Consider the following 18,189-nt stretch of genomic DNA (forward strand, 5'->3'; position numbering starts at 1 on the left):
CATTTGCATCAGGAGAATATTGGACTGAAGAAGCGAAATATCTATCAGCATCTTATACTGAAGTGGTACTCAATTTATTATGTTAGCCCAAGAGTTACCTACTTGGTAATGGGAGTTTCTTTGTTAATCTATCTCAATGTTTATCCAATAAGCGAAGAATTCCCCTTAACCTATAGTATTCACATGCTTGAAATAAGCTTGATTTATTTTCTTACGCCTCCACTACTTTTACTAGGGAGTCCAAGAAGATTTACAAGCTTGAATCATTCCTCTAGAATTCATAGTCTTCTAAAGTTTACGCCTCTTTTCTCCTTATTTATTTTTGCATTACTTCTAACTTTGCAGCACACCTCTTCCGGAATTGAACGCTTTGAACAACTAGGGATAACGAGTACCTTCTTAAAATGGTTCATGTTTCTGCTGGCATTAGATATGTGGCGTCCAATTTTACCATCTAAACAGAATAGTTGGTTTAGAGAAAGTCGAAAAAGGTATATGACTATTAATATGATAGTCTTACTGCCCGCCTGTACATATTTATTATTTGATGCAGTGCTATCCCCTATAGATCATATGGTTTTGATTTATAGCATGGCATTTTGCCTACCAGAAGGAATGACATTGGATCAAGTATCGAGTTTCCTCTTACCACCTCGATTTGACCAAGTGATAGCAGCTGTAATCATGATTGTATTTCACAAGGGAAGTGTAACGTTATTTAATCGTGTACACAGAAAATACAAATATGTCGATTTTGTTAATAAATAACATTTTTTCACATATTTTATCGTTTTTATGGTTAAATGAGCGTAAGTATACTTAGAATAAGTTAAAAAGGGGTGATTGTTTGTTACCGATAGAAAGGCAACAGAAGATATTATCATGGCTAAAAGAAGAAGATACCCTACGTGTATCAGAGATTAGTTCAAGACTAGAGGTATCCGAGATGACAATTTATCGTGATATCAAGCCCTTAATTGAAGCAAACAAAGTCATTAAGACCTCGAAGGGGATTGCAATTGTGACATCTAGCCCTTCAATGTCAACGAATACATGTACGTATTGTTTTAAGAATATTAATTCGCGTCACAACATTCACCTGATTATGAAGGATCATCGTGTAGAACAGACGTGTTGTGCACATTGTGGCTTATTACGATACGACGATGCCTCGGAACATGTCTCGCAAATAATTTGCAAGGATTTTTTGTTGGATACAACGATAAGTGCGAAAACAGCGTATTTCTTAATTAATGCAAACATTGATATACAATGTTGTAAGCCACAGGTTCTCTCGTTTGAATCTAGAGAAGTAGCCTTACAATTTCAAAAAGGATTTGGTGGTGACATTCATTCATTCCAAGATATTATCCAAGTAATTTCACAGGACATGAATGAAGGCTGTTGTTTAAAATAGTAGAATTGAAGTTACATATGAAAAGGAGATTTGTTATGAAAAAACGTCATTTATTATTATTGATTGTCAGTATAGGAATACTCTTACTCGCTGCTTGCGGAAAAGAGGAAACTGGAGAAAACAAGGATGAAGAATCAGTTCCTGAAATGATTGAAGTTGAAATACTTACTAATCCAGAAATGAATCAATTACAGCCTAATGAAACAATTACAATAAGTGCAAAGGTTACACAAGGTGGAGAGGCTGTTAATGATGCTAATGAAGTAAGGTTTGAATTCTGGAAGGATGGACAGGCTTCAGAGGAGCATGAGATGATTAATGGAGAGTTCCAATCAGATGGAATTTACGCTATTGAAAAAATGGTTCAAGAACCAGGCACATATTACGTTATCGCGCATGTTACTGCTAGGGAAATGCACAAAATGCCAAAACAAGAATTAGTGATTGGGGAAATAGAGCACTCTACAGATAAAGAGCAAGATGAACATGAACATGACAGTGGTGAGGAATCAAATCACGATCATCATGCTTCTAGCGATTTAATGCTTCATATTATGGTAGATTCAACTGTAGATAAAGACCAAGAAATTGCCTTAGTTGGCCATATTCAACAAGAAGAACAACCTGTATCAGAAGCAGATGTAGATTTTGAAATATGGAAAGCTGGAACAGAGAAGCACGAATATGTAGAAGCAACTGAAGAAGTTCAAGGTGAATATACAGCGAATTACACGTTTGTAGAAGCTGGTGAATATACCATTAAACTTCATTTTAAAAAAGACGATTTACATGATCATCAAGAAACGACCATAACCGTTCAATAACTTGATAAGCTAGAATAGACCTCATCCATTTGCTTGGATAAGGTCTATTTTTATAGTCATCTAAAATAGATTATCTCAGTTTTGATTCCTTCATGAAGAGAAAGGTTAACATAGGAATAATATGGAAGAGCACGTTTATCCGTAGGAGAACCTGGATTTATTAATAAGGTCTTTTTATAATACTTGATCATAGGAATATGCGAGTGACCAAAGACTATGATATCTAACGTCACCCCTTCAAAAGCTTCTAACGCTCGATTTTCTGTCGTTTTTTTCTCCCCGTGCCCATGAACTATCCCAATACGATAGCCCTTTACTTCAATTATTTCCTTCTCTGGCAGAGTTCCTCTAACCTCATCAGAATCATTATTTCCGTATACTCCCTTCACATCAGCAAAGCCACGTAGAGTATGGTATATCTCTATAGAGCTCCAGTCACCAGCATGAATTATTAAATCTGCACGTTCAAATTCTTGAAGTAGCTTATAAGGTAATTGTTTCTTTTTAGGTATATGTGTGTCAGCTGTTATTACAATTTTCATCCGATACCCCCTTCTAATGGAAAACAAAAATACAGTATGGTTAACAAAGTAGTATTTATTGCTAACTCTAACTTAATATTTCACTAACCATCTCTTCCATTAATCTTTCAGTTGGAATCAATTTCTCTCCTCCTCCTTGCGCTATCGTATCACTTCCTCCGCCTCTTCCATTAATTATTGGCAGAATTTGCTTCACAAGTTGGTTCATGCTCATTTCTAAATCATTCCCTCTAGCACATACAAGTTGTAATTTATTATCCGTCTCATTGATGAACAACACCACAATATTACTCGTCTTTTGAGAAATCATTCTTGCTAAATTTTGTAATTCTGATATAGGGCGATTCTGATATATGTGCTTCACCATTATATTAGAATTATTTTGTTCTCCTTGTTCAATTAACTGATTTGCCTCATATTCCGTAAGCTTTGTTTTTAAATCTGAAATCGTTTTTTCCAATTCCTTACCCTGTAATAGAATTCTGCTGGTCGCTTCCTCCATTTGTTCTTGTGGGACACTTAACAAAGCTGTTAAACGCTGGATAACCTGATGCTTTTCCTGTAGCTGTTTTCGCACTCGTTTACCACTAATGAAGAAGACGCGGACAAGTTGCTTCTGTTTTTCAGAATGTAATAGTTTAATCGTGCTTACCTGCCCAGTCGAATCGGGATGTGTACCGCCACAGCCGTTATAATCAAAGTCTGGTATAATGACAAGGCGAATATTTTCTGAAACTGATACCGATTTTCTTAACGAATAATTTCTTAATTCTTCTTCTGTAACCCACTTTGACTCAATAGGATAGTTTTCTAGAATAACTTGGTTTGCAATTTCCTCTATCTTAAGCAATTCCTCTTCTGTAACATGATCAGTTGCCAAGTCTATGGAGCAAATTTCCTTACCTAAGTGAAAACTAACCGTCTTAAGCCCGAGTTCATTGTCAAATGCAGCAGAAAGGATATGCTGACCTGTATGCTGCTGCATATGATCAAAGCGACGATTCCAGTCTACTTCTCCTATACATTTCACATTCAATTCAATAGGCATCTCTACGTAGTGTCGAATCTCTCCCTCTACTTCTTCCACATTAAAAACGCGAATATTATTAAGGGTTCCCGTATCATAAGGTTGTCCGCCACCCGTTGGATAAAATGCTGTTTGATTTAATACAACATAATGACCAGCATTATCTTGTTCTGATTTTCGAACCACCGCTTCAAACTCCACTTCATATTGATTCTTGTAATACAATTTATCCGTTTCCATGCATGCACGCTCCGTTCCCCTAGGTTTTAACATTATTACCTAGTTTACTTTGTTTTATTGTAGCACATTAAATTTATTACTTAGTAGCACCTCTGTTTAAACTAGTATTCTCCTGGATAACCTAGTAATGAAGGAGGTAATAGAATGATAATTATTGAAATATTAATTGCGATATATTTATTAGGTTCTTTCATTCATTTTCAGGTTAACAAGAAAAGAAACTCGCACAAAACTGCGTTATTAGCTGGACATATTGATGCTAGCGAAACGCTAAAGAAAACACTGGCTATGGGGATATATCTACGGTTTCGTGAAGAAAAAGAGAGCTATCATCCTACAATAAAGGAGAATAATACATTTCTAAAACAGGATCCCTACGCCTTTGAGAGCTTTGTTGCAGCAATTATTGAATCAGCAAAAGGTGGTTCTACTTGGGTATCACCAAGCACTGGTGACAACGGTGTTGATTTTGAACACACAATTGAAAACGAGAAATTTTTAGGGCAGGTAAAATGCTATAAGGATAACGTTGATTATGAACCAATTGCAATCCTTCATTCAAATATGATGAAAGAACAGGCAAAAGGTGGCTATGTAATTACCACAAGCTCTTTTACAAATGATGCAAAGAAGTATGCGAAAGGTTTAGATATTGAATTAATTGAAGGTGTTGATTTAGTGGAATTATGGATTGCAGGTTTAAATACAGTGGAAGAAGAAATAAAACAGTTGACTCCAGATTTTGTCAAATAGGGAAATGAAAAAAGGTACTTATGTAGATTTCACGACATAAGTACCTTTTTCACCACATTCGGTTAAAAGAAAAGAATGATTAGCTTTCCTTATTAATATTTACCTGATGTGGATAAGGAATTTCTATTCCATTTTGATCAAGTGCTTCTTTTATTGCTTTTCTCAATGTACGCTCTACACCAAACTGCTCACCATTCTTCGTTTTTCCGATGACACGAATCACGACATCAGAAGAGCCAAAAGCCTGAACGCCAAGAACATCTGGTCCTTCCATAATATTTTCATCGTTTGCTGCAACCTCATCACAAACTTGTTGCATCACTTTTATAGCATGATCGATATCATCATTATACGAAATACCAATATCAATTAATGCGCGCATATTTCCACGTGAATGATTACTAACATTAGTTATTTCACGGTTCGGCACGTAATGGAGAGTTCCATCAAAACCACGTATTTTGGTTGTACGTAAGCCAACTTCCTCTACAATTCCATCTTTTCCAGCAACTGTGACATAATCACCTACATCGATTTGCTGTTCAAGCAAAATAAAGAAGCCTGTTACGACATCGCTTACGAGTCCTTGTGCACCAAAACCAATTGCTAAACCAAGAATCCCCGCTCCAGCTATTAAGGTCGTGATATCAAAGTTAAATAATGAAAGTACAATACCGATAAAAATGAACATTAGAAAATAGGTAAAGATATTCAATGTAATCGACTGTAATGTCTTACTCCTACCAGTCGACATCTCGTTACCCTTTCGATTAAATAATCGTATAATAGCACGTTTACCAATAGATTTAACAATAAAGTATACGATTATGATTGCTATTAGCTTTAATGTGACTTTTCCAATGTCAATCATCAAGTTTGTCCAATCAATAGTTTCTATCCAATCTAGCATCCTATCACCTCTACATTATTATCTAACAAATTATCTTTCGACACAAATAATCATAATAAAAGCTATTTTACATTCTTCCCGAAAACACTAATTCTAAAACTTTGTGCTAAGCAGTTATCGTGATACCCCCTATAAACGAGAATAACGAGAGCCTGCTTGGCACAACTATATTTTTAAACGACGCATGCAGCATTAAAGTAATTAATGGCAGGCTGCTCCATTATTAATACCGCTTCAGTTGTCACATTTGAGGGGAATAATAATCTTATCTATTACATAGCAACGAAAGGGGCCAATATAGGGGTTATCCGAGCTTTAATGAGAAATCACGTTACAAAAGGAGTAAGCGTAAATGCAATTTACCCAGGAAAAATATGGTTACCATTAATACCATCTAACTTTTCGGCTAACCAAGTTCCACTCACAATCAATCCAATAGAACGACAAGGTCAATCATTTAAAGTAGCCCAAAATTGTCATAACATTTTATAAAAGTGTTTTGAACCATGTCCTTCGCAACCTCACTATCTTTGACATAGGCAAAAGCTAATCTTACCAATTCATTCCCAATCATTATTTCTTCAAGAAAATTTCTTTATCATGCTTCTCCTTGTATCCACATCTCTTTATCATACCTATTTGACGAGAAACAACCGACTTTAGTTTCAACGTTATTTTTTCTTTACAAAATCTTGCACGAATAAAAAAGCCCTCTCCTATTGGAGAAAGCTTCTAATTAGAGGAGTTTATACAGAATTAGACTCTCGTTCAATTGCTTTTTGCCAGCGTTCATTAATTCTCGCAACAAGATCCTCGATGGAACAGTCTAAAATTTTTATCGGTATATTTACTTGTGAGTCCAGAAGTCCTTTATTCAATCGATTCAGCATCCTTTTATACTTGGTAGACCGATTAATGATTAGTTCAGGATCATGGGTATAAATACCAAGATAGGTTTGTCTACTAAAATGAACAAAGTCAATGTTAGCAATTTCCTCCCATTTAATAAGTCCCGCTCCAATGTAGGTAGAATCATCAAGAATCCCTTCATCTGTAATAATGAGAGCTGGTTTTCGATTGAATAGTACTTTAATTAAATACATCATACATAATCCAAAAAAAACAAATGTTATCATACCAATAATTATAAATTTCATCCCATCACTACCTGCTTCTGTAAACCCTACAACAAATAAAAAGATACCCAATGTAACAAACATCAGACTTAATACACTATATACAATTAACTTTCCTCTTTTTGGATAAATGACAATATCCCCCATATCACTAATGCCTCCTAATTTCTTTTATAAAATATTTCATAGTAAATGCAGGGAGAATTTACAGCTTCCCTAACACAGTGTTAATTTGCTAAGGTTTATAATTCCTTGGTCATAAATACGCTATTTGGATCTTCAACGTAGTTAGCAAATGGCCGACAATACTGAAAGCCAAAGCTTGCATATAATCGTCTCGCAGGTTCAAATGCTGTTATCCTACCGGTTTCTAAACTTAAACGATGATATCCTCGATTACAAGCTTCCTTAATTATGTGCGTTACTATATATTTTGCTACACCTTTTCTTCGATGGGAATCGGCTGTACGCATCGATTTAATTTCTCCATGCTTATTATCCAATTGCTTTAGAGCACCACACCCTATTAAATCCTCACCGTCCCACACACTCCAAAACGTAATTTCTGGTCTCTTTAATTCCTCAACAGCAAGCGCATGTATACTTTCCGGTGGTGAATTTACTGCCATATTATCTAGATGTTCTTGAATAAAAGCGATAATCTTGTCCCCTGTTAAATCATCTAATACTATTTTCATTGTTTCTTTTCCTTTCCATAATTAATTTCTTTATACCAAAACATTAATTCACATTTATTATGGCAAACGCCTACTCCAATTAAGGCACTACCCCATATGATAAAGAGAAACTAGAAAAGGTGGTGTTATAAATGAGCGGTTGTGGATATGGAGATTCATTTGTATTAATTGTTGTCTTGTTTATACTACTAATCATCGTAGGTGCAGCAGTATATTGCTAGTGTGGTAAATGAACAAGGACATCACACCAATGTCCTTGGTTCATTTATATTTTTGTGACTTTTCACGACTCCTCGTAAATCATCTTTCGCGTCATTCCACCATCCGCGACAAGATTTATGCCTGTTACAAAATCATTTTCTTTAGCGGTTAAATATAGACAAGCTCTAGCAATATCCTCTGGTCTTCCAACTCGTTTTGAAAAGTGCTGCTCATGATCAAGCTTGCTTAATGCCGAATAGTTCCCAGTTTCAATCCAGCCTGGTGAAATAGCATTTACAGTTATATTTTCCTCACTGAACGAAGCAGCAAGTGCATGCGTTATCGCAACGATTCCACCCTTTGTTGCAGCATATGCTTCTGAATTCGGTTCAGACATCATAGCTCTAGTAGAAGCAATATTTACAATGGATCCGCCCTCTGGATTACCTCGCATATACTTTGCTGCTTCACGAGCAGCTATAAAAACACTTCGTAAGTTCGTGTTCATGACATCATCCCACTCTTGAATAGTAAGATCAAAAGGAGATTTAAAAACAGATTTACCGGCATTATTAATTAATATATCAATTTGACCGTACGTTTGTTTCACCTTATACATCAGGTCTACAATATCACTTTCCTGTCGGACATCAGTTTTTACAAATAGAGCGATTCCACCAAGCTTCTTTATTAGATGAACTGTTTCATTCCCAGACTTTTCTTCCATATCTGCCACAATAACATTGGCACCTTCTTCTGCATATGTTAAAGCTACTTGTCTCCCTATACCATTACCAGCGCCAGTTACAACAACTGTTGTATGATTAAATTTCACTTCTTATCACTCCCCTTTCGTGACGGCTACTGCCCACGAATAGCCTTGTTCACTGCCCAAACTTGATGCGCATAAAACATAAGATCCTGCAAATCTTCTAATCGTACCCATGCTAATTGATGGTCTAATTCAGTTGGTTCTTGTACCTTTTTACCTAATTCAACTATGTAAAAATTGCCGTCATTTAGAATATACTCTTGTTTACTTGAGACAAAATAATTCAACGCATTACCAATAAATTGTCCTAATGCAGCTGTATACCCTGTTTCCTCTAACATTTCACGCATAATACATTCCTTATCTGTCTCATTTCTCTCGATACCTCCACCTGGAAGAAAATGATATCCTTTTCCATTGTGAACAGTTAATACACAATCCTCATGTGAACTCAAAATGATAACATAGGCTGATTTTCTTCTAACATAGTTAATATTGGTTAGTTTTTCTCCAAAAGCTGGTTTCACGCAAATCCTCCTTAATTTCAGTACTTGCTGCTAATTTCTAATAGAAACATTAAGAGTTGGAATTTATCTGAAGAATATTCCCATCAGGATCTGAAATAAATATTGTATGCCGATTAAGGTTTCGACTGGACATAACCTTATAATTCTCTGTTTCTAATAATCGGTAGTAGTAGTATATTTTCTCAGCATCACTATTCTTTACGGCCATGGTAAATTTTTGAATAATATTTGATTCATTAGAAGAAAGATTCATGCTTGTATCATGATTCCTGTCTTTTAATCTTTGTCTTGCTCGATGAAGGGCAGTTTTGATTGATTCATTACGCACTCGCAGCATTTGAGCAATCTCATCTGATGTATATTGAAAGACATCCTTTAATGTGACCAGCATTGCCTGGCGTAGTGGCAACTTAGTGTATAAAATTTCTAATAAACTATCCCATTCATTGAAATCGATAGATTTTCCCAATATTTCTTGTGATTCAACTAGTAGAGGCCGCTTTTTTCTCTTCTCATCAATGAATAGATTTCTAGCTATTGTATAGAAAAACGTGATATTAATATCTCTATTTGGGTCCTGTTGATATAATTTAAGATAGCGAAGGATGGTTTCTTGAACTAAATCTTCCGCTAACCATTTCGAATTGGTTAGCGACAAACAATAGTAATAGAGTTTTGGCGTAATTTCTTCAAGGGGCATTTCTTGTAGTCTCATTTTACCCTCCAAAAAAAGTAATAAAAATATGTAACTTTCCTTTTAGTATAAACGTTAGTATACGAATTCGAAAATAAGGAGTGAAGAATTTTGTTAAAGATTGGCGGTATTTTTATTCCTGTAACAAACCTAGAGCGTTCTAAAAAATGGTATGAAGAGAATCTAGGTGTCATTCAGGTTGATGCATGGCAAGAGAATGGTGAAGATCATGGTGTCGACTACATATTTCCAAATGATACAACTGGCCTTACATTGATTAAGGTCGAAAAACCTCAGCCAACCGAGTTTACAATAAAAGGAAAGCGTAAAAATGCTTACTATAATTTTGTCGTTGACAATATTCATTATGTTTATGAACACCTTCAGAATAATCAAGTTGAAACAACCAGGATACACGATTATGGTTTAATGAAAGGGTTTGACTTCTTTGATCCTGATGGCAACCCATTCAGTGTTGTAAGTGAGGAAGAACATTCTCCTCATATTAATAGAGGAAAGTAACTCTTATGGGGCTGGGACAAAAGTATTTTTAGCAAGGAAAAAACGAACAATTATAGCTAGTGCATATATCCCGATCCGGAAATATACTTCGCTTTCCGCGGGCGGCTGGTGAGCCTCCTCGTGCTAACGCACTGTAGGGTCTCACCGATGCCTTTCCTCCCGCAGGAGTCTACGCATATTTCCGGATCTAGTTTAGTTTATCGTTCGGCTTTTCAGAATTCCCTATTAGTTTTGTCCCTTCCTCTTTATCAAATACCTTCACCAGTAATAACGTGAATTCGTTAAAATGAAAATGTTTTTATCTATTGAATGCTGTGTCTCGATATAAAGTACCTCTGATTCCCAGTAACGATACACATTTTTCCTGCGATTTAATTGTTTCCTATTCGGTAAGTAAACTAATAAACCATTATTCGACAGAACATCACATAAATCCTTCTATACAGAAACAAATTAATACGGACGTTCTCGACAAAAAATCGATTATGAATGTCATAATCGATCTGAATGAAATGATATTATCTTATTGAAAACCACGCCATTTTCAAACTCTATTACTTTTAGGTGATTCATAGCTTTTATAAAAACGGATTTATACTTCTCTATCCCATCAGCATTTTTGAAAATAAGAACTCGTTTTCCTGTACTATCTTCCACTACTTCCATTTGGTATGCCTCTTCATTTATCAGTTCCATGACCTTTTTTAATTCACTATATGATCTTATATCACTTGCATGAATACTCTCCTCCATAGCCATTGCTTTCTTGAGTACTTCTCCAGTGATAGCATTAACTTCAACAGCAACATTTCCAGCAGTTGTTTCTAATTCTAACTCATATACATACTGACTATCCGCTTTATTTAATTGCATTTCCAATACAGATCCTTCTACAACACTTTCCGCAATTTCAATTGCTTGTAGTTCAGGGATTAGATTAGAGATTGCTAATGGTTTCATCTCCGTATCCTCCATGTCATCAACTTCATGCTTTTTTTGTATGTGTAAAACTTCTTCATTATATGCATCGAAATAGTTGCCGTATTCCACTTGTCTCTTTCCCGATTTTATTTCTAACATCATCCCATCCAGTTTTTCCTCAAATACAATGGGGTCCTTCATTCCAAATGCACTGAGATACATTTCATTAACCGGCTTTATGTGCTTATAAGAACTAGCAATAACAACTAAAATAGTTGCTAATGCGCCTACAACAATTACTCCGATTCGTACTAATTGCTTCATAATTGATATCCTCCTGGCTTGTTCTATTTAACTATATCCTTCTATTCTGATAATCAACTAAAAGTGAGATTAGAATTTGATGAGAAAAAGTACAGGAGAATTGTATGAAATATTCCCTGGTATATATGGACTAAAATCCGACTAGTTAATGCAAAACTTCGAATTACAGGTAATAAATGTTAATTATGGCGAATAACATTAAATCATAGTTCATGAGAGGGGGTACATAATATGAAACTTACTGCAAAGAAAGTTGAAAAGGTAAAGGCAACTGCTGATGCTTGTGCAGGAGCAGTTTGCTAATTCCAAGGGGCTAATACTTGTTAGCCCCTATCATTGTTGAAAGGAGTCATTTATGAAACCACTATTCAAAGATTTACACCTAATTAACAGACTAAATGATACAACGATACGAATTGGGAGTACTGCAGATTCTTCTTTCGATATTGAGGATAAGGATGGTTCTATTTACTTATTGCTTCAGCTATTAAATGGCAAGAACACCATAAAGCAAATACATAAATTACTACTTCAAGAAGGTTATCAAGCAATACAAGTAGATGACATAGCTGAATCCATAAACACGCTTAATGAGTTAGGCTTTATTACAGATATGGAACATTTAGAGCGGTCGAAATTAAATAAAAAGGATATAGAACGTTACAAAGGAAACTTAAATTTTTTTAATTTGTTTTCCACTTTAAAAGAAAGTCATTATCAAAAGCAAGAAGCTTTATGTGATGCGACAATTACCATCTTAGGAATGGGAGCATTTGGTGCAAACATCCTCATTCAATTAGCTGGTTTAGGCGTGAAGAATATAAATATTGTTGATTTCGATGAGGTTTGTCTTAGTAATTTAAATCGCCAATTTCTATTTAATGAAAAAAGTATCGGACACTTTAAAGTTGAAGAAGCAAGAAAGTTTATTCAAGACTTCAACTCTGATGTTAGGGTTCATCTATATAATCAAGCTATATCAAGAGCCGATGATATTAAACCATTAATTGCTGATTCAGACTTCGTTGTGTTGGCAGCCGATCAACCGTATATCATCTTACCTAGGGAGGTAAATAAAGCTTGTGTAGAGATGGGAATCCCTTTCATTGCTGGTGGATTAACAATTAATAGCGGGCAATTTTTCACGATTATCCCATATGAAAGTGGATGCGTGGATTGTATGCACTTACGCAATCTAAAAGTTTCCTCTTCTTATCATCAATCCATTGTCGGATTTTTAGATTCCAATTTTATTCCTCCAAATGCTGCAACTGCTCCTGGGTTAATGATGACAACTGGTATGATTGTTTCAGAGGTTATGAAATATATAACCAATACAGAAAAATTGGTATCTCGCGCAAAACTACATAAAATTGATTTCATCACGTTCAAATCCGAGACAGGCTATCAATGGGATCGGTATGAAGAAGAATGCCCAACCTGTGGTAATGGCACCCATAATACCTCATTCTTTCAAGATGTGGAGAAAGAAGATTACTATTTAAAAGATGTGGTAAGGAGGTAAACAAGTTGATTAATGAAGAGAGTATACTTGAGTTACATCCTCTTTCCTCAAGGCCAGAAGGAGATGAAGAAATACTCATAGGGCGAATGGATACCGGTGATTATATTGTTTTACCTTCTGTTGCACGGATTGTTATCGACGAGTTAAATAGTGGAAAAACGATTAGAGAAGCAGATCAATCGATTGAAGAAAAGCTAGGAGAAAAGGTTGATGTCTCTAGTTTTATCGAGGATGTATTACAAGAATATGGATTCATTTATAAAATTGATGGGAATATTATTAGTGATCGTGTAAGTAATAAGCGGATATTCCCTTTTTTTACGGACGGTGTATCCAAGTTCTTTTTTAATCGCTATACATTAAGTGGATTCTTAATATGCTTTGTCATTGCAATATTAATCTGCATCCTAAATCATACTTATGTACCAGTTTATTCTGATATATTTTTTTCTGAATCCTATACTACTTCTTTAATAGGGACTACAATAGCGAGCTGGACATTTCTCTTTTTACACGAGATAGCACACTTAATGGCAGCTCGTTCCTCAGGAATGGACAGTAGATTTTCTATCAGTCATCGGCTTGTATTTCTAGTAGTTGAAACCGACATGTCCAATATCGTTCTGTTAGACAAACGCTATCGTTATAAAGCTTTGCTTGCTGGCCTCGCATTGGATGGATTTTTCCTTGGTATCGGTATCTTTATCATAAGCCTAAATGATTGGTTTTCTTTTGGGTTTCCAGTCTATTTGACTGGTATCATTAGAATGCTAAATGTTGTCTTAGTGCTTCGAATGGCTTTTCAATTTTTATTCTTTATGAAGACAGACATCTACTATGTATTTACCAATCTTTTCAATTGTCGAAATCTCCTCCATAACACCAGGCTATATGTGTACCAAATCATCCCGAAATTAAAAACAAGACTAGAAGAAGAATGGAAGCTTGTCGATGAACATGAGAAGAAAATTGTAAAATGGTACGCATACTTTTTTATTTTAGGTAGTGTGTTAGCTGTATACTTATTTGCGATGTATATACTCCCTCAAACATTCACCATAATATCTGGCACGATACAAAACATAACGAAATATAGTATAACGACTGCTCCGTTTTGGGACGGTATTATTCTAATTGTGATGATGCTAATACCACTTGTTCTCCTATGCTATTCCTGGCTCAGGTCCTATCGAACTAGGAAATTACAAAACGCTTAACATAATGACAGTCCCTTCACATTAACAGGGAGTGTATTTAGAAATGGGGAAATTAAAAAGAAATCCTAACTCCGTAGAATTAGCTAACAAGATTATTGAACAATATCAACCGAAGTCCGTAGAGGATATGCAAAATGCATTAAAAGACATATTTGGTCCGATGTTTGAATCCATGTTAAAAGGAGAAATGGTTATGGGAAGAAAACTCTAAATACCAGTGCTGGGGAAGTAGAAATTGAAGTACCACAGGATCGTGATGGCTCGTTTGAACCCGAGATCATTCCTAAACGGAAAAAGGACGTTTCTGAAATCGAGAATAAGGTTATCGCCATGTATGCAAGAGGCATGTCTCAGCGAGACATCTCTTCTACTTTTGAGGACATTTATGGCTTTATTGAATCGCATGAAATGGTATCGGATATCACGGACGCCGTGCTGCCTGATTTAGAAGAGTGGCAAAGTTGTCCTCTAAATGAATGTTATCCTATTGTTTTTGTCGATTGTATTTACACAACCATACGCAATCAATATGAGACAAAGAAGTACGCTGTATACACCATTTTAGGCTATACCATGGAGGGGAATAAAGACATTCTTAGTCTGTGGCTAAATGAAACGGAAAGCAAACATAAATGGATGCAAATCTTTGACGAAATTAAGGCAAGAGGAGTCAACGATATCTTCTTTATTTCAATGGATGGTGTGTTGGTTTAGAGGAAGGAGCACGCTCCATATTTCCTGATGTCATTGTTCAAAGATGTATTGTACATTTAATTCGTAATGCAATAAAATACGTTCCAAGCAAGGATTATAAAGCTTTCACCTCCTCTTTAAGGAAGGTTTATGGGGCCCAAAGCCTCAAGGCTTGTCACAATGCATTTGAAACCTTTAAGCAACAATGGTCTGCCTATCCAGGAGCTATTGATGTTTGGGAACGTAATTTTGAACACGTGGAACAATTATTTGACTGCGGCAGCGCTGTTCGTAAAATCATGTACACGACTAACGCAGTGGAGAGTATCCACTCCAGCTTCAGAAAAGCAACCAAAAAAGGAGCATTCTCAAACGAGAATGCCCTACTAATAGTTCTTTATCTACGTGTTAAAGAATTAGAAACCAAATGGGAAAGCGGTCATATTCAAAACTGGTCATTAGCCATGAATCAGCTATTAATGGTTGACCGATTAAAAGATAAGGTTATCCAATATATCTAAGTGTGTGATCCAAACTTACACACTTTATTTGACAACCCCATGCCTTGTTTGAAACACCTCAAATAATAGACTTGTAACAAAAAGTAATGACAGTAGTAATTCATTGTAGAACATAATTGTGAAAGCCTACCTTAGCTAAGGTAGGCTTAATTATTTGCTAGTAAAATTATTCAAACTCCTCTTCAGGATTTGGATAACCTATTTTTTCTCTTTCAGCAGGAGTCATGTTTTTTAATTCCTTATAACTATACCAATCTTCTTCCTCAAAATAACTTAATGTATTCTCGAAATCCATATTTGTTCTATTGATCATAGGACCTCCACCACCTAAGTCATTTAAATAGGTTCTCGGATTAACATAACTAGCACTATTACAAGTACTATCTGAACAATACATGGTTTCAAAATGTAAGTGAACTCCAGTAACATCTCCTGATGCACCCATATAACCTACTACGGTACCTTTATAAACAGTTTTGCCAGGTGTCATTTTAGAACTGTATCGTAAGTGTTGGTATCTAGACAATACATTATCCGTCCCACCTACTTTATATGAGCCAGTATGTCTAATATCTACAACCCAACCTCGAGCATTATTCCAGTATGCATTTTTAACAATACCAGTATGAGCTGCATAAATATTATCCCCAGCAACTCCAGGACTTCGAGCTCCAATATCTATCCCACGGTGATACTGGTATACACCATTAATAGTACGGGGTCCATATTCCGAGGTTACTCTTGTTGAATCAGTTGGCCATAACATACGTGGAGCTGCCTCAGCTGGCTCAATGTCTCCAGCAATTAAGTACATAAAAGAGAACAATAAAATTCCTGTGAATACTTTTTTTAAAATTTCCCCTTCTTTCTATTAATTTATTTATCCTTCAAGCTAGTACTTTCCCCCTCTTTTTACATATATTTAAATTAACGAGCAGATATTTTTACCATACATATAACTACTCGGCAATTTACAACAAGCTTTCAATAATTAATTGTTTTTTATTCTATTCTACTAAACTATGAATTAAAGACTCTTGTATCTCTTTACCTTTAAGCCGAAGTGGATGATATTCCTCTCTTATGAATAAGACTTCATTATTCGATTCAAATAATAAAAGTACAGGATTTCGTCCAAGATCAACTAATTTCTCCCACTCTACTTTAAATAAAGTATTCGATTCATCAAGCAAATAAATTGGAACCTCTTTTTTTATAGTCTTGGAAGTTTCCTCTTCAACTTTAATAAATTCATAACCATGTTGACACTCCCTACATACGTTGATATTAATGTAAGTCACCTTCATATTTAGTATGGAGCCATCAATTTCTGTCCCAGTTAAGAGAACTGTATTAATATTTGTCTCTGTGATAGTCTCATTAAGCATCTCGTTTTCCGCCGTAATTTTTGAAAGTTGTTCATTGATTTCAATATTTTCTTTTTCTACACTTTCTAATTTTCGTATTTTCTCGCTCAGTATCTCATTCTTTTTATTTGCCTCTTCTATTGCGGATGTATCAGGCTGTTTCATATTATTTATTAAGAAAAAGGTAATTAATGCAAAGGATAGAAGTCCTATAATACTTATTAAGGTCTTATTTTTCATTTTATCTCGCTTCCTCAATTTTGTTTTCGAAAAATAATAAAATATTCTGTGAATATTACATAAGGTTCTACATATATTTCAAAAACCCTCCTTTTATATTCCTTTTTTTTACAAAATAGAACTAAATGCCTATATTATTAATACTTCCACAATTGAAAACTGGACAAAATGAATAAGTAAAGCCCTCTTGGAAACAGGGGGACTATTTAATCATTCCATGAAGTTATATTTGTATTTATATTATACTAGTACTTGCATAAGTTTCTTGTAAATCCTTTTTACATGGGTTGTTTTTGCACAAAAAAAGACCCCTACTGGTTAACCAGCAGAGGGTTTGTAAGTTACCCATTTTTTTAATTTTTGTTTAATCATGTTGTTGAAAAAGATAATTTCATCTTGGATTGATTTCCGGATATCAGGAACTTTACATCTAACCAATTCTTTTTCTAGTTTTTCGAGGTGACTAATAAACAGTTGTAACTCAGGATTATTCATAGTGTACATTTCCCTTCAAGGATATTATGAAGGATTAATGGCAAAAATAAAATGTATTAATTTGATACTCCAAGTTTCATAATAAGTTTAGTCAACCAGAAAGATAAAAATACAATAATTAGATCTAATATAAACACATAAAACTCATTCATACCTCTGTTAAAATCAACTAGTCCGAATAACTTCTCCAACGATAAAAACCCAAATGAAAATACGGCGCTAAGAAGGATTGTATAAGAGTAAAAATTTTTATTGTGATTTAAACAGTATTGATACACAAGCATAAAACCTACTGGAAGAACAGATGAGGTTAAACTTATAGCAAACGGTAACATAGGGATTATAAAGTATTGATGCACGAACAATGTAGTAGATCCTAGTACAATATCTACGTAAGTCCAAAACATATGTACAGATAAACCCAAAAATAGTATTTCAAATATCTTGGTCCGATCTATAGCAAAATATATTATAAATAATGGTATGATTAACTATCCTAATACAAACCAGAATTGCCAGGAGTCTATATTGGAGAATTCTTTCCAATAGAAAATTAGTGATGAATCAGCTATTAATGGATGACCGATTAAAAGATAAGGTTATCCAATATATCTAAGTGTGTG

At 35.0% G+C, this 18,189-nt stretch carries 20 protein-coding genes and 2 pseudogenes; 10 read left to right on the forward strand and 12 right to left on the reverse strand.

What is annotated here, in order from left to right:
• Nucleotides 1–3: 3 nt before the first annotated feature.
• From ABC228_RS09830 to ABC228_RS09840, 3 genes are all read left to right on the forward strand, one after another.
• The gene (locus tag ABC228_RS09830; protein ID WP_345824963.1) at nucleotides 4–768 is read left to right on the forward strand and encodes a cytochrome c oxidase assembly protein; all 765 of its coding nucleotides are present in this window, start codon (nucleotides 4–6) and stop codon (nucleotides 766–768) included.
• 79 nt (nucleotides 769–847) lie between these two features.
• Nucleotides 848–1,417: a DeoR family transcriptional regulator gene (locus ABC228_RS09835; RefSeq protein ID WP_345824964.1), complete on the forward strand. Its 570-nt coding sequence runs from the start codon at nucleotides 848–850 to the stop codon at nucleotides 1,415–1,417.
• 35 nt (nucleotides 1,418–1,452) lie between these two features.
• On the forward strand, nucleotides 1,453–2,241 hold the full coding sequence (locus ABC228_RS09840) for a FixH family protein (protein WP_345824965.1): 789 nt from the start codon (nucleotides 1,453–1,455) through the stop codon (nucleotides 2,239–2,241).
• Between the two features lie 56 nt (nucleotides 2,242–2,297).
• Here the strand turns inward: ABC228_RS09840 and ABC228_RS09845 are convergent, their stop codons facing one another.
• Together ABC228_RS09845 and ABC228_RS09850 are read right to left on the reverse strand one after the other, a co-directional pair.
• Entirely contained in the window at nucleotides 2,298–2,783 is a 486-nt protein-coding gene (locus ABC228_RS09845) for a metallophosphoesterase family protein (RefSeq protein ID WP_345824966.1), read from the reverse strand.
• 67 nt (nucleotides 2,784–2,850) lie between these two features.
• Nucleotides 2,851–4,050 (reverse strand): alanyl-tRNA editing protein, encoded by a 1,200-nt coding sequence (locus ABC228_RS09850; protein ID WP_345824967.1) that lies wholly within the window; start codon nucleotides 4,048–4,050, stop codon nucleotides 2,851–2,853.
• A gap of 144 nt (nucleotides 4,051–4,194) precedes the next feature.
• Between ABC228_RS09850 and ABC228_RS09855 the strand changes: the two genes are divergently transcribed.
• A complete protein-coding gene (locus ABC228_RS09855; protein WP_345824968.1) occupies nucleotides 4,195–4,803 on the forward strand; it encodes a restriction endonuclease in 609 nt (202 codons plus the stop codon).
• 79 nt (nucleotides 4,804–4,882) lie between these two features.
• Here ABC228_RS09855 and ABC228_RS09860 read toward each other — a convergent pair whose 3' ends face one another.
• Complete coding sequence (locus ABC228_RS09860) at nucleotides 4,883–5,713, reverse strand: mechanosensitive ion channel family protein (protein ID WP_345824969.1); 831 nt, start codon at nucleotides 5,711–5,713, stop codon at nucleotides 4,883–4,885.
• Nucleotides 5,714–5,917: 204 nt separating this feature from the next.
• On the opposite strand from ABC228_RS09860, the gene ABC228_RS09865 reads away from it, so the two are divergent.
• Nucleotides 5,918–6,205, forward strand: a complete 288-nt coding sequence (locus ABC228_RS09865) for an SDR family NAD(P)-dependent oxidoreductase (protein ID WP_345824970.1) — start codon at nucleotides 5,918–5,920, stop codon at nucleotides 6,203–6,205.
• Here ABC228_RS09865 and ABC228_RS09870 read toward each other — a convergent pair.
• From ABC228_RS09870 to ABC228_RS09880, 3 genes and pseudogenes are all read right to left on the reverse strand, one after another.
• Nucleotides 6,186–6,287: pseudogene (locus tag ABC228_RS09870) on the reverse strand (sigma-70 family RNA polymerase sigma factor); the annotation flags it as partial. The gene ABC228_RS09865 and the pseudogene ABC228_RS09870 overlap by 20 nt on opposite strands.
• 172 nt (nucleotides 6,288–6,459) lie before the next feature.
• Nucleotides 6,460–6,996 (reverse strand): STM3941 family protein, encoded by a 537-nt coding sequence (locus ABC228_RS09875; RefSeq protein ID WP_345824971.1) that lies wholly within the window; start codon nucleotides 6,994–6,996, stop codon nucleotides 6,460–6,462.
• Between the two features lie 95 nt (nucleotides 6,997–7,091).
• Complete coding sequence (locus ABC228_RS09880) at nucleotides 7,092–7,547, reverse strand: GNAT family N-acetyltransferase (RefSeq protein WP_345824972.1); 456 nt, start codon at nucleotides 7,545–7,547, stop codon at nucleotides 7,092–7,094.
• A 131-nt stretch (nucleotides 7,548–7,678) separates the two neighbouring features.
• Here ABC228_RS09880 and ABC228_RS09885 point away from each other — a divergent pair, with 131 nt between their 5' ends.
• The gene (locus tag ABC228_RS09885; RefSeq protein WP_345824973.1) at nucleotides 7,679–7,768 is read left to right on the forward strand and encodes a YjcZ family sporulation protein; all 90 of its coding nucleotides are present in this window, start codon (nucleotides 7,679–7,681) and stop codon (nucleotides 7,766–7,768) included.
• A gap of 62 nt (nucleotides 7,769–7,830) precedes the next feature.
• Here ABC228_RS09885 and ABC228_RS09890 read toward each other — a convergent pair whose 3' ends face one another.
• The 3 genes from ABC228_RS09890 to ABC228_RS09900 are packed head-to-tail and all read right to left on the reverse strand — an operon-like array spanning nucleotide 7,831 to nucleotide 9,762.
• On the reverse strand, nucleotides 7,831–8,583 hold the full coding sequence (locus ABC228_RS09890) for a glucose 1-dehydrogenase (protein ID WP_345824974.1): 753 nt from the start codon (nucleotides 8,581–8,583) through the stop codon (nucleotides 7,831–7,833).
• Nucleotides 8,584–8,609: 26 nt separating this feature from the next.
• Nucleotides 8,610–9,047, reverse strand: a complete 438-nt coding sequence (locus ABC228_RS09895; protein ID WP_345824975.1) for an NUDIX hydrolase — start codon at nucleotides 9,045–9,047, stop codon at nucleotides 8,610–8,612.
• A gap of 49 nt (nucleotides 9,048–9,096) precedes the next feature.
• Nucleotides 9,097–9,762, reverse strand: a complete 666-nt coding sequence (locus tag ABC228_RS09900; protein WP_345824976.1) for an RNA polymerase sigma factor — start codon at nucleotides 9,760–9,762, stop codon at nucleotides 9,097–9,099.
• Between the two features lie 90 nt (nucleotides 9,763–9,852).
• On the opposite strand from ABC228_RS09900, the gene ABC228_RS09905 reads away from it, so the two are divergent.
• Nucleotides 9,853–10,263: a VOC family protein gene (locus tag ABC228_RS09905; RefSeq protein WP_345824977.1), complete on the forward strand. Its 411-nt coding sequence runs from the start codon at nucleotides 9,853–9,855 to the stop codon at nucleotides 10,261–10,263.
• Nucleotides 10,264–10,755: 492 nt separating this feature from the next.
• On the opposite strand, the gene ABC228_RS09910 is transcribed toward ABC228_RS09905, so the two are convergent.
• A complete protein-coding gene (locus ABC228_RS09910) occupies nucleotides 10,756–11,508 on the reverse strand; it encodes a PepSY domain-containing protein (RefSeq protein ID WP_345824978.1) in 753 nt (250 codons plus the stop codon).
• A 355-nt stretch (nucleotides 11,509–11,863) separates the two neighbouring features.
• Here ABC228_RS09910 and ABC228_RS09915 point away from each other — a divergent pair, with 355 nt between their 5' ends.
• The 3 genes and pseudogenes from ABC228_RS09915 to ABC228_RS09925 all read left to right on the forward strand — a co-directional run bounded on the left by ABC228_RS09915 (nucleotide 11,864) and on the right by ABC228_RS09925 (nucleotide 15,464).
• Nucleotides 11,864–13,033, forward strand: a complete 1,170-nt coding sequence (locus tag ABC228_RS09915) for a HesA/MoeB/ThiF family protein (RefSeq protein ID WP_345824979.1) — start codon at nucleotides 11,864–11,866, stop codon at nucleotides 13,031–13,033.
• Between the two features lie 5 nt (nucleotides 13,034–13,038).
• Entirely contained in the window at nucleotides 13,039–14,250 is a 1,212-nt protein-coding gene (locus ABC228_RS09920) for a PqqD family protein (RefSeq protein ID WP_345824980.1), read from the forward strand.
• A 43-nt stretch (nucleotides 14,251–14,293) separates the two neighbouring features.
• Nucleotides 14,294–15,464 (forward strand): annotated as a pseudogene (locus ABC228_RS09925) (IS256 family transposase).
• A 166-nt stretch (nucleotides 15,465–15,630) separates the two neighbouring features.
• On the opposite strand, the gene ABC228_RS09930 reads toward ABC228_RS09925, so the two are convergent.
• The gene (locus ABC228_RS09930) at nucleotides 15,631–16,290 is read right to left on the reverse strand and encodes a M23 family metallopeptidase (RefSeq protein WP_345824981.1); all 660 of its coding nucleotides are present in this window, start codon (nucleotides 16,288–16,290) and stop codon (nucleotides 15,631–15,633) included.
• A 181-nt stretch (nucleotides 16,291–16,471) separates the two neighbouring features.
• Nucleotides 16,472–17,071, reverse strand: coding sequence for a hypothetical protein (locus ABC228_RS09935; RefSeq protein WP_345824982.1), 600 nt, complete (start codon nucleotides 17,069–17,071; stop codon nucleotides 16,472–16,474).
• Nucleotides 17,072–18,189: the final 1,118 nt, after the last annotated feature.

The organism is Ornithinibacillus xuwenensis, assembly GCF_039614845.1.
GTDB classification, from domain to species: domain Bacteria; phylum Bacillota; class Bacilli; order Bacillales; family Amphibacillaceae; genus Ornithinibacillus; species Ornithinibacillus xuwenensis.

Excerpts from the sequence above, each read along its gene's own strand:
- ABC228_RS09880 (WP_345824972.1), bottom strand. The coding sequence starts at position 7,547 with ATGAAAATAGTATTAGATGATTTAACAGGGGACAAGATTATCGCTTTT.
- ABC228_RS09860 (WP_345824969.1), bottom strand. The coding sequence starts at position 5,713 with ATGCTAGATTGGATAGAAACTATTGATTGGACAAACTTGATGATTGAC.
- ABC228_RS09885 (WP_345824973.1), top strand. The coding sequence starts at position 7,679 with ATGAGCGGTTGTGGATATGGAGATTCATTTGTATTAATTGTTGTCTTG.
- ABC228_RS09865 (WP_345824970.1), top strand. The coding sequence starts at position 5,918 with ATGGCAGGCTGCTCCATTATTAATACCGCTTCAGTTGTCACATTTGAG.
- ABC228_RS09855 (WP_345824968.1), top strand. The coding sequence starts at position 4,195 with ATGATAATTATTGAAATATTAATTGCGATATATTTATTAGGTTCTTTC.
- ABC228_RS09840 (WP_345824965.1), top strand. The coding sequence starts at position 1,453 with ATGAAAAAACGTCATTTATTATTATTGATTGTCAGTATAGGAATACTC.
- ABC228_RS09900 (WP_345824976.1), bottom strand. The coding sequence starts at position 9,762 with ATGAGACTACAAGAAATGCCCCTTGAAGAAATTACGCCAAAACTCTAT.
- ABC228_RS09875 (WP_345824971.1), bottom strand. The coding sequence starts at position 6,996 with ATGGGGGATATTGTCATTTATCCAAAAAGAGGAAAGTTAATTGTATAT.
- ABC228_RS09915 (WP_345824979.1), top strand. The coding sequence starts at position 11,864 with ATGAAACCACTATTCAAAGATTTACACCTAATTAACAGACTAAATGAT.
- ABC228_RS09910 (WP_345824978.1), bottom strand. The coding sequence starts at position 11,508 with ATGAAGCAATTAGTACGAATCGGAGTAATTGTTGTAGGCGCATTAGCA.
- ABC228_RS09845 (WP_345824966.1), bottom strand. The coding sequence starts at position 2,783 with ATGAAAATTGTAATAACAGCTGACACACATATACCTAAAAAGAAACAA.
- ABC228_RS09850 (WP_345824967.1), bottom strand. The coding sequence starts at position 4,050 with ATGGAAACGGATAAATTGTATTACAAGAATCAATATGAAGTGGAGTTT.
- ABC228_RS09935 (WP_345824982.1), bottom strand. The coding sequence starts at position 17,071 with ATGAAAAATAAGACCTTAATAAGTATTATAGGACTTCTATCCTTTGCA.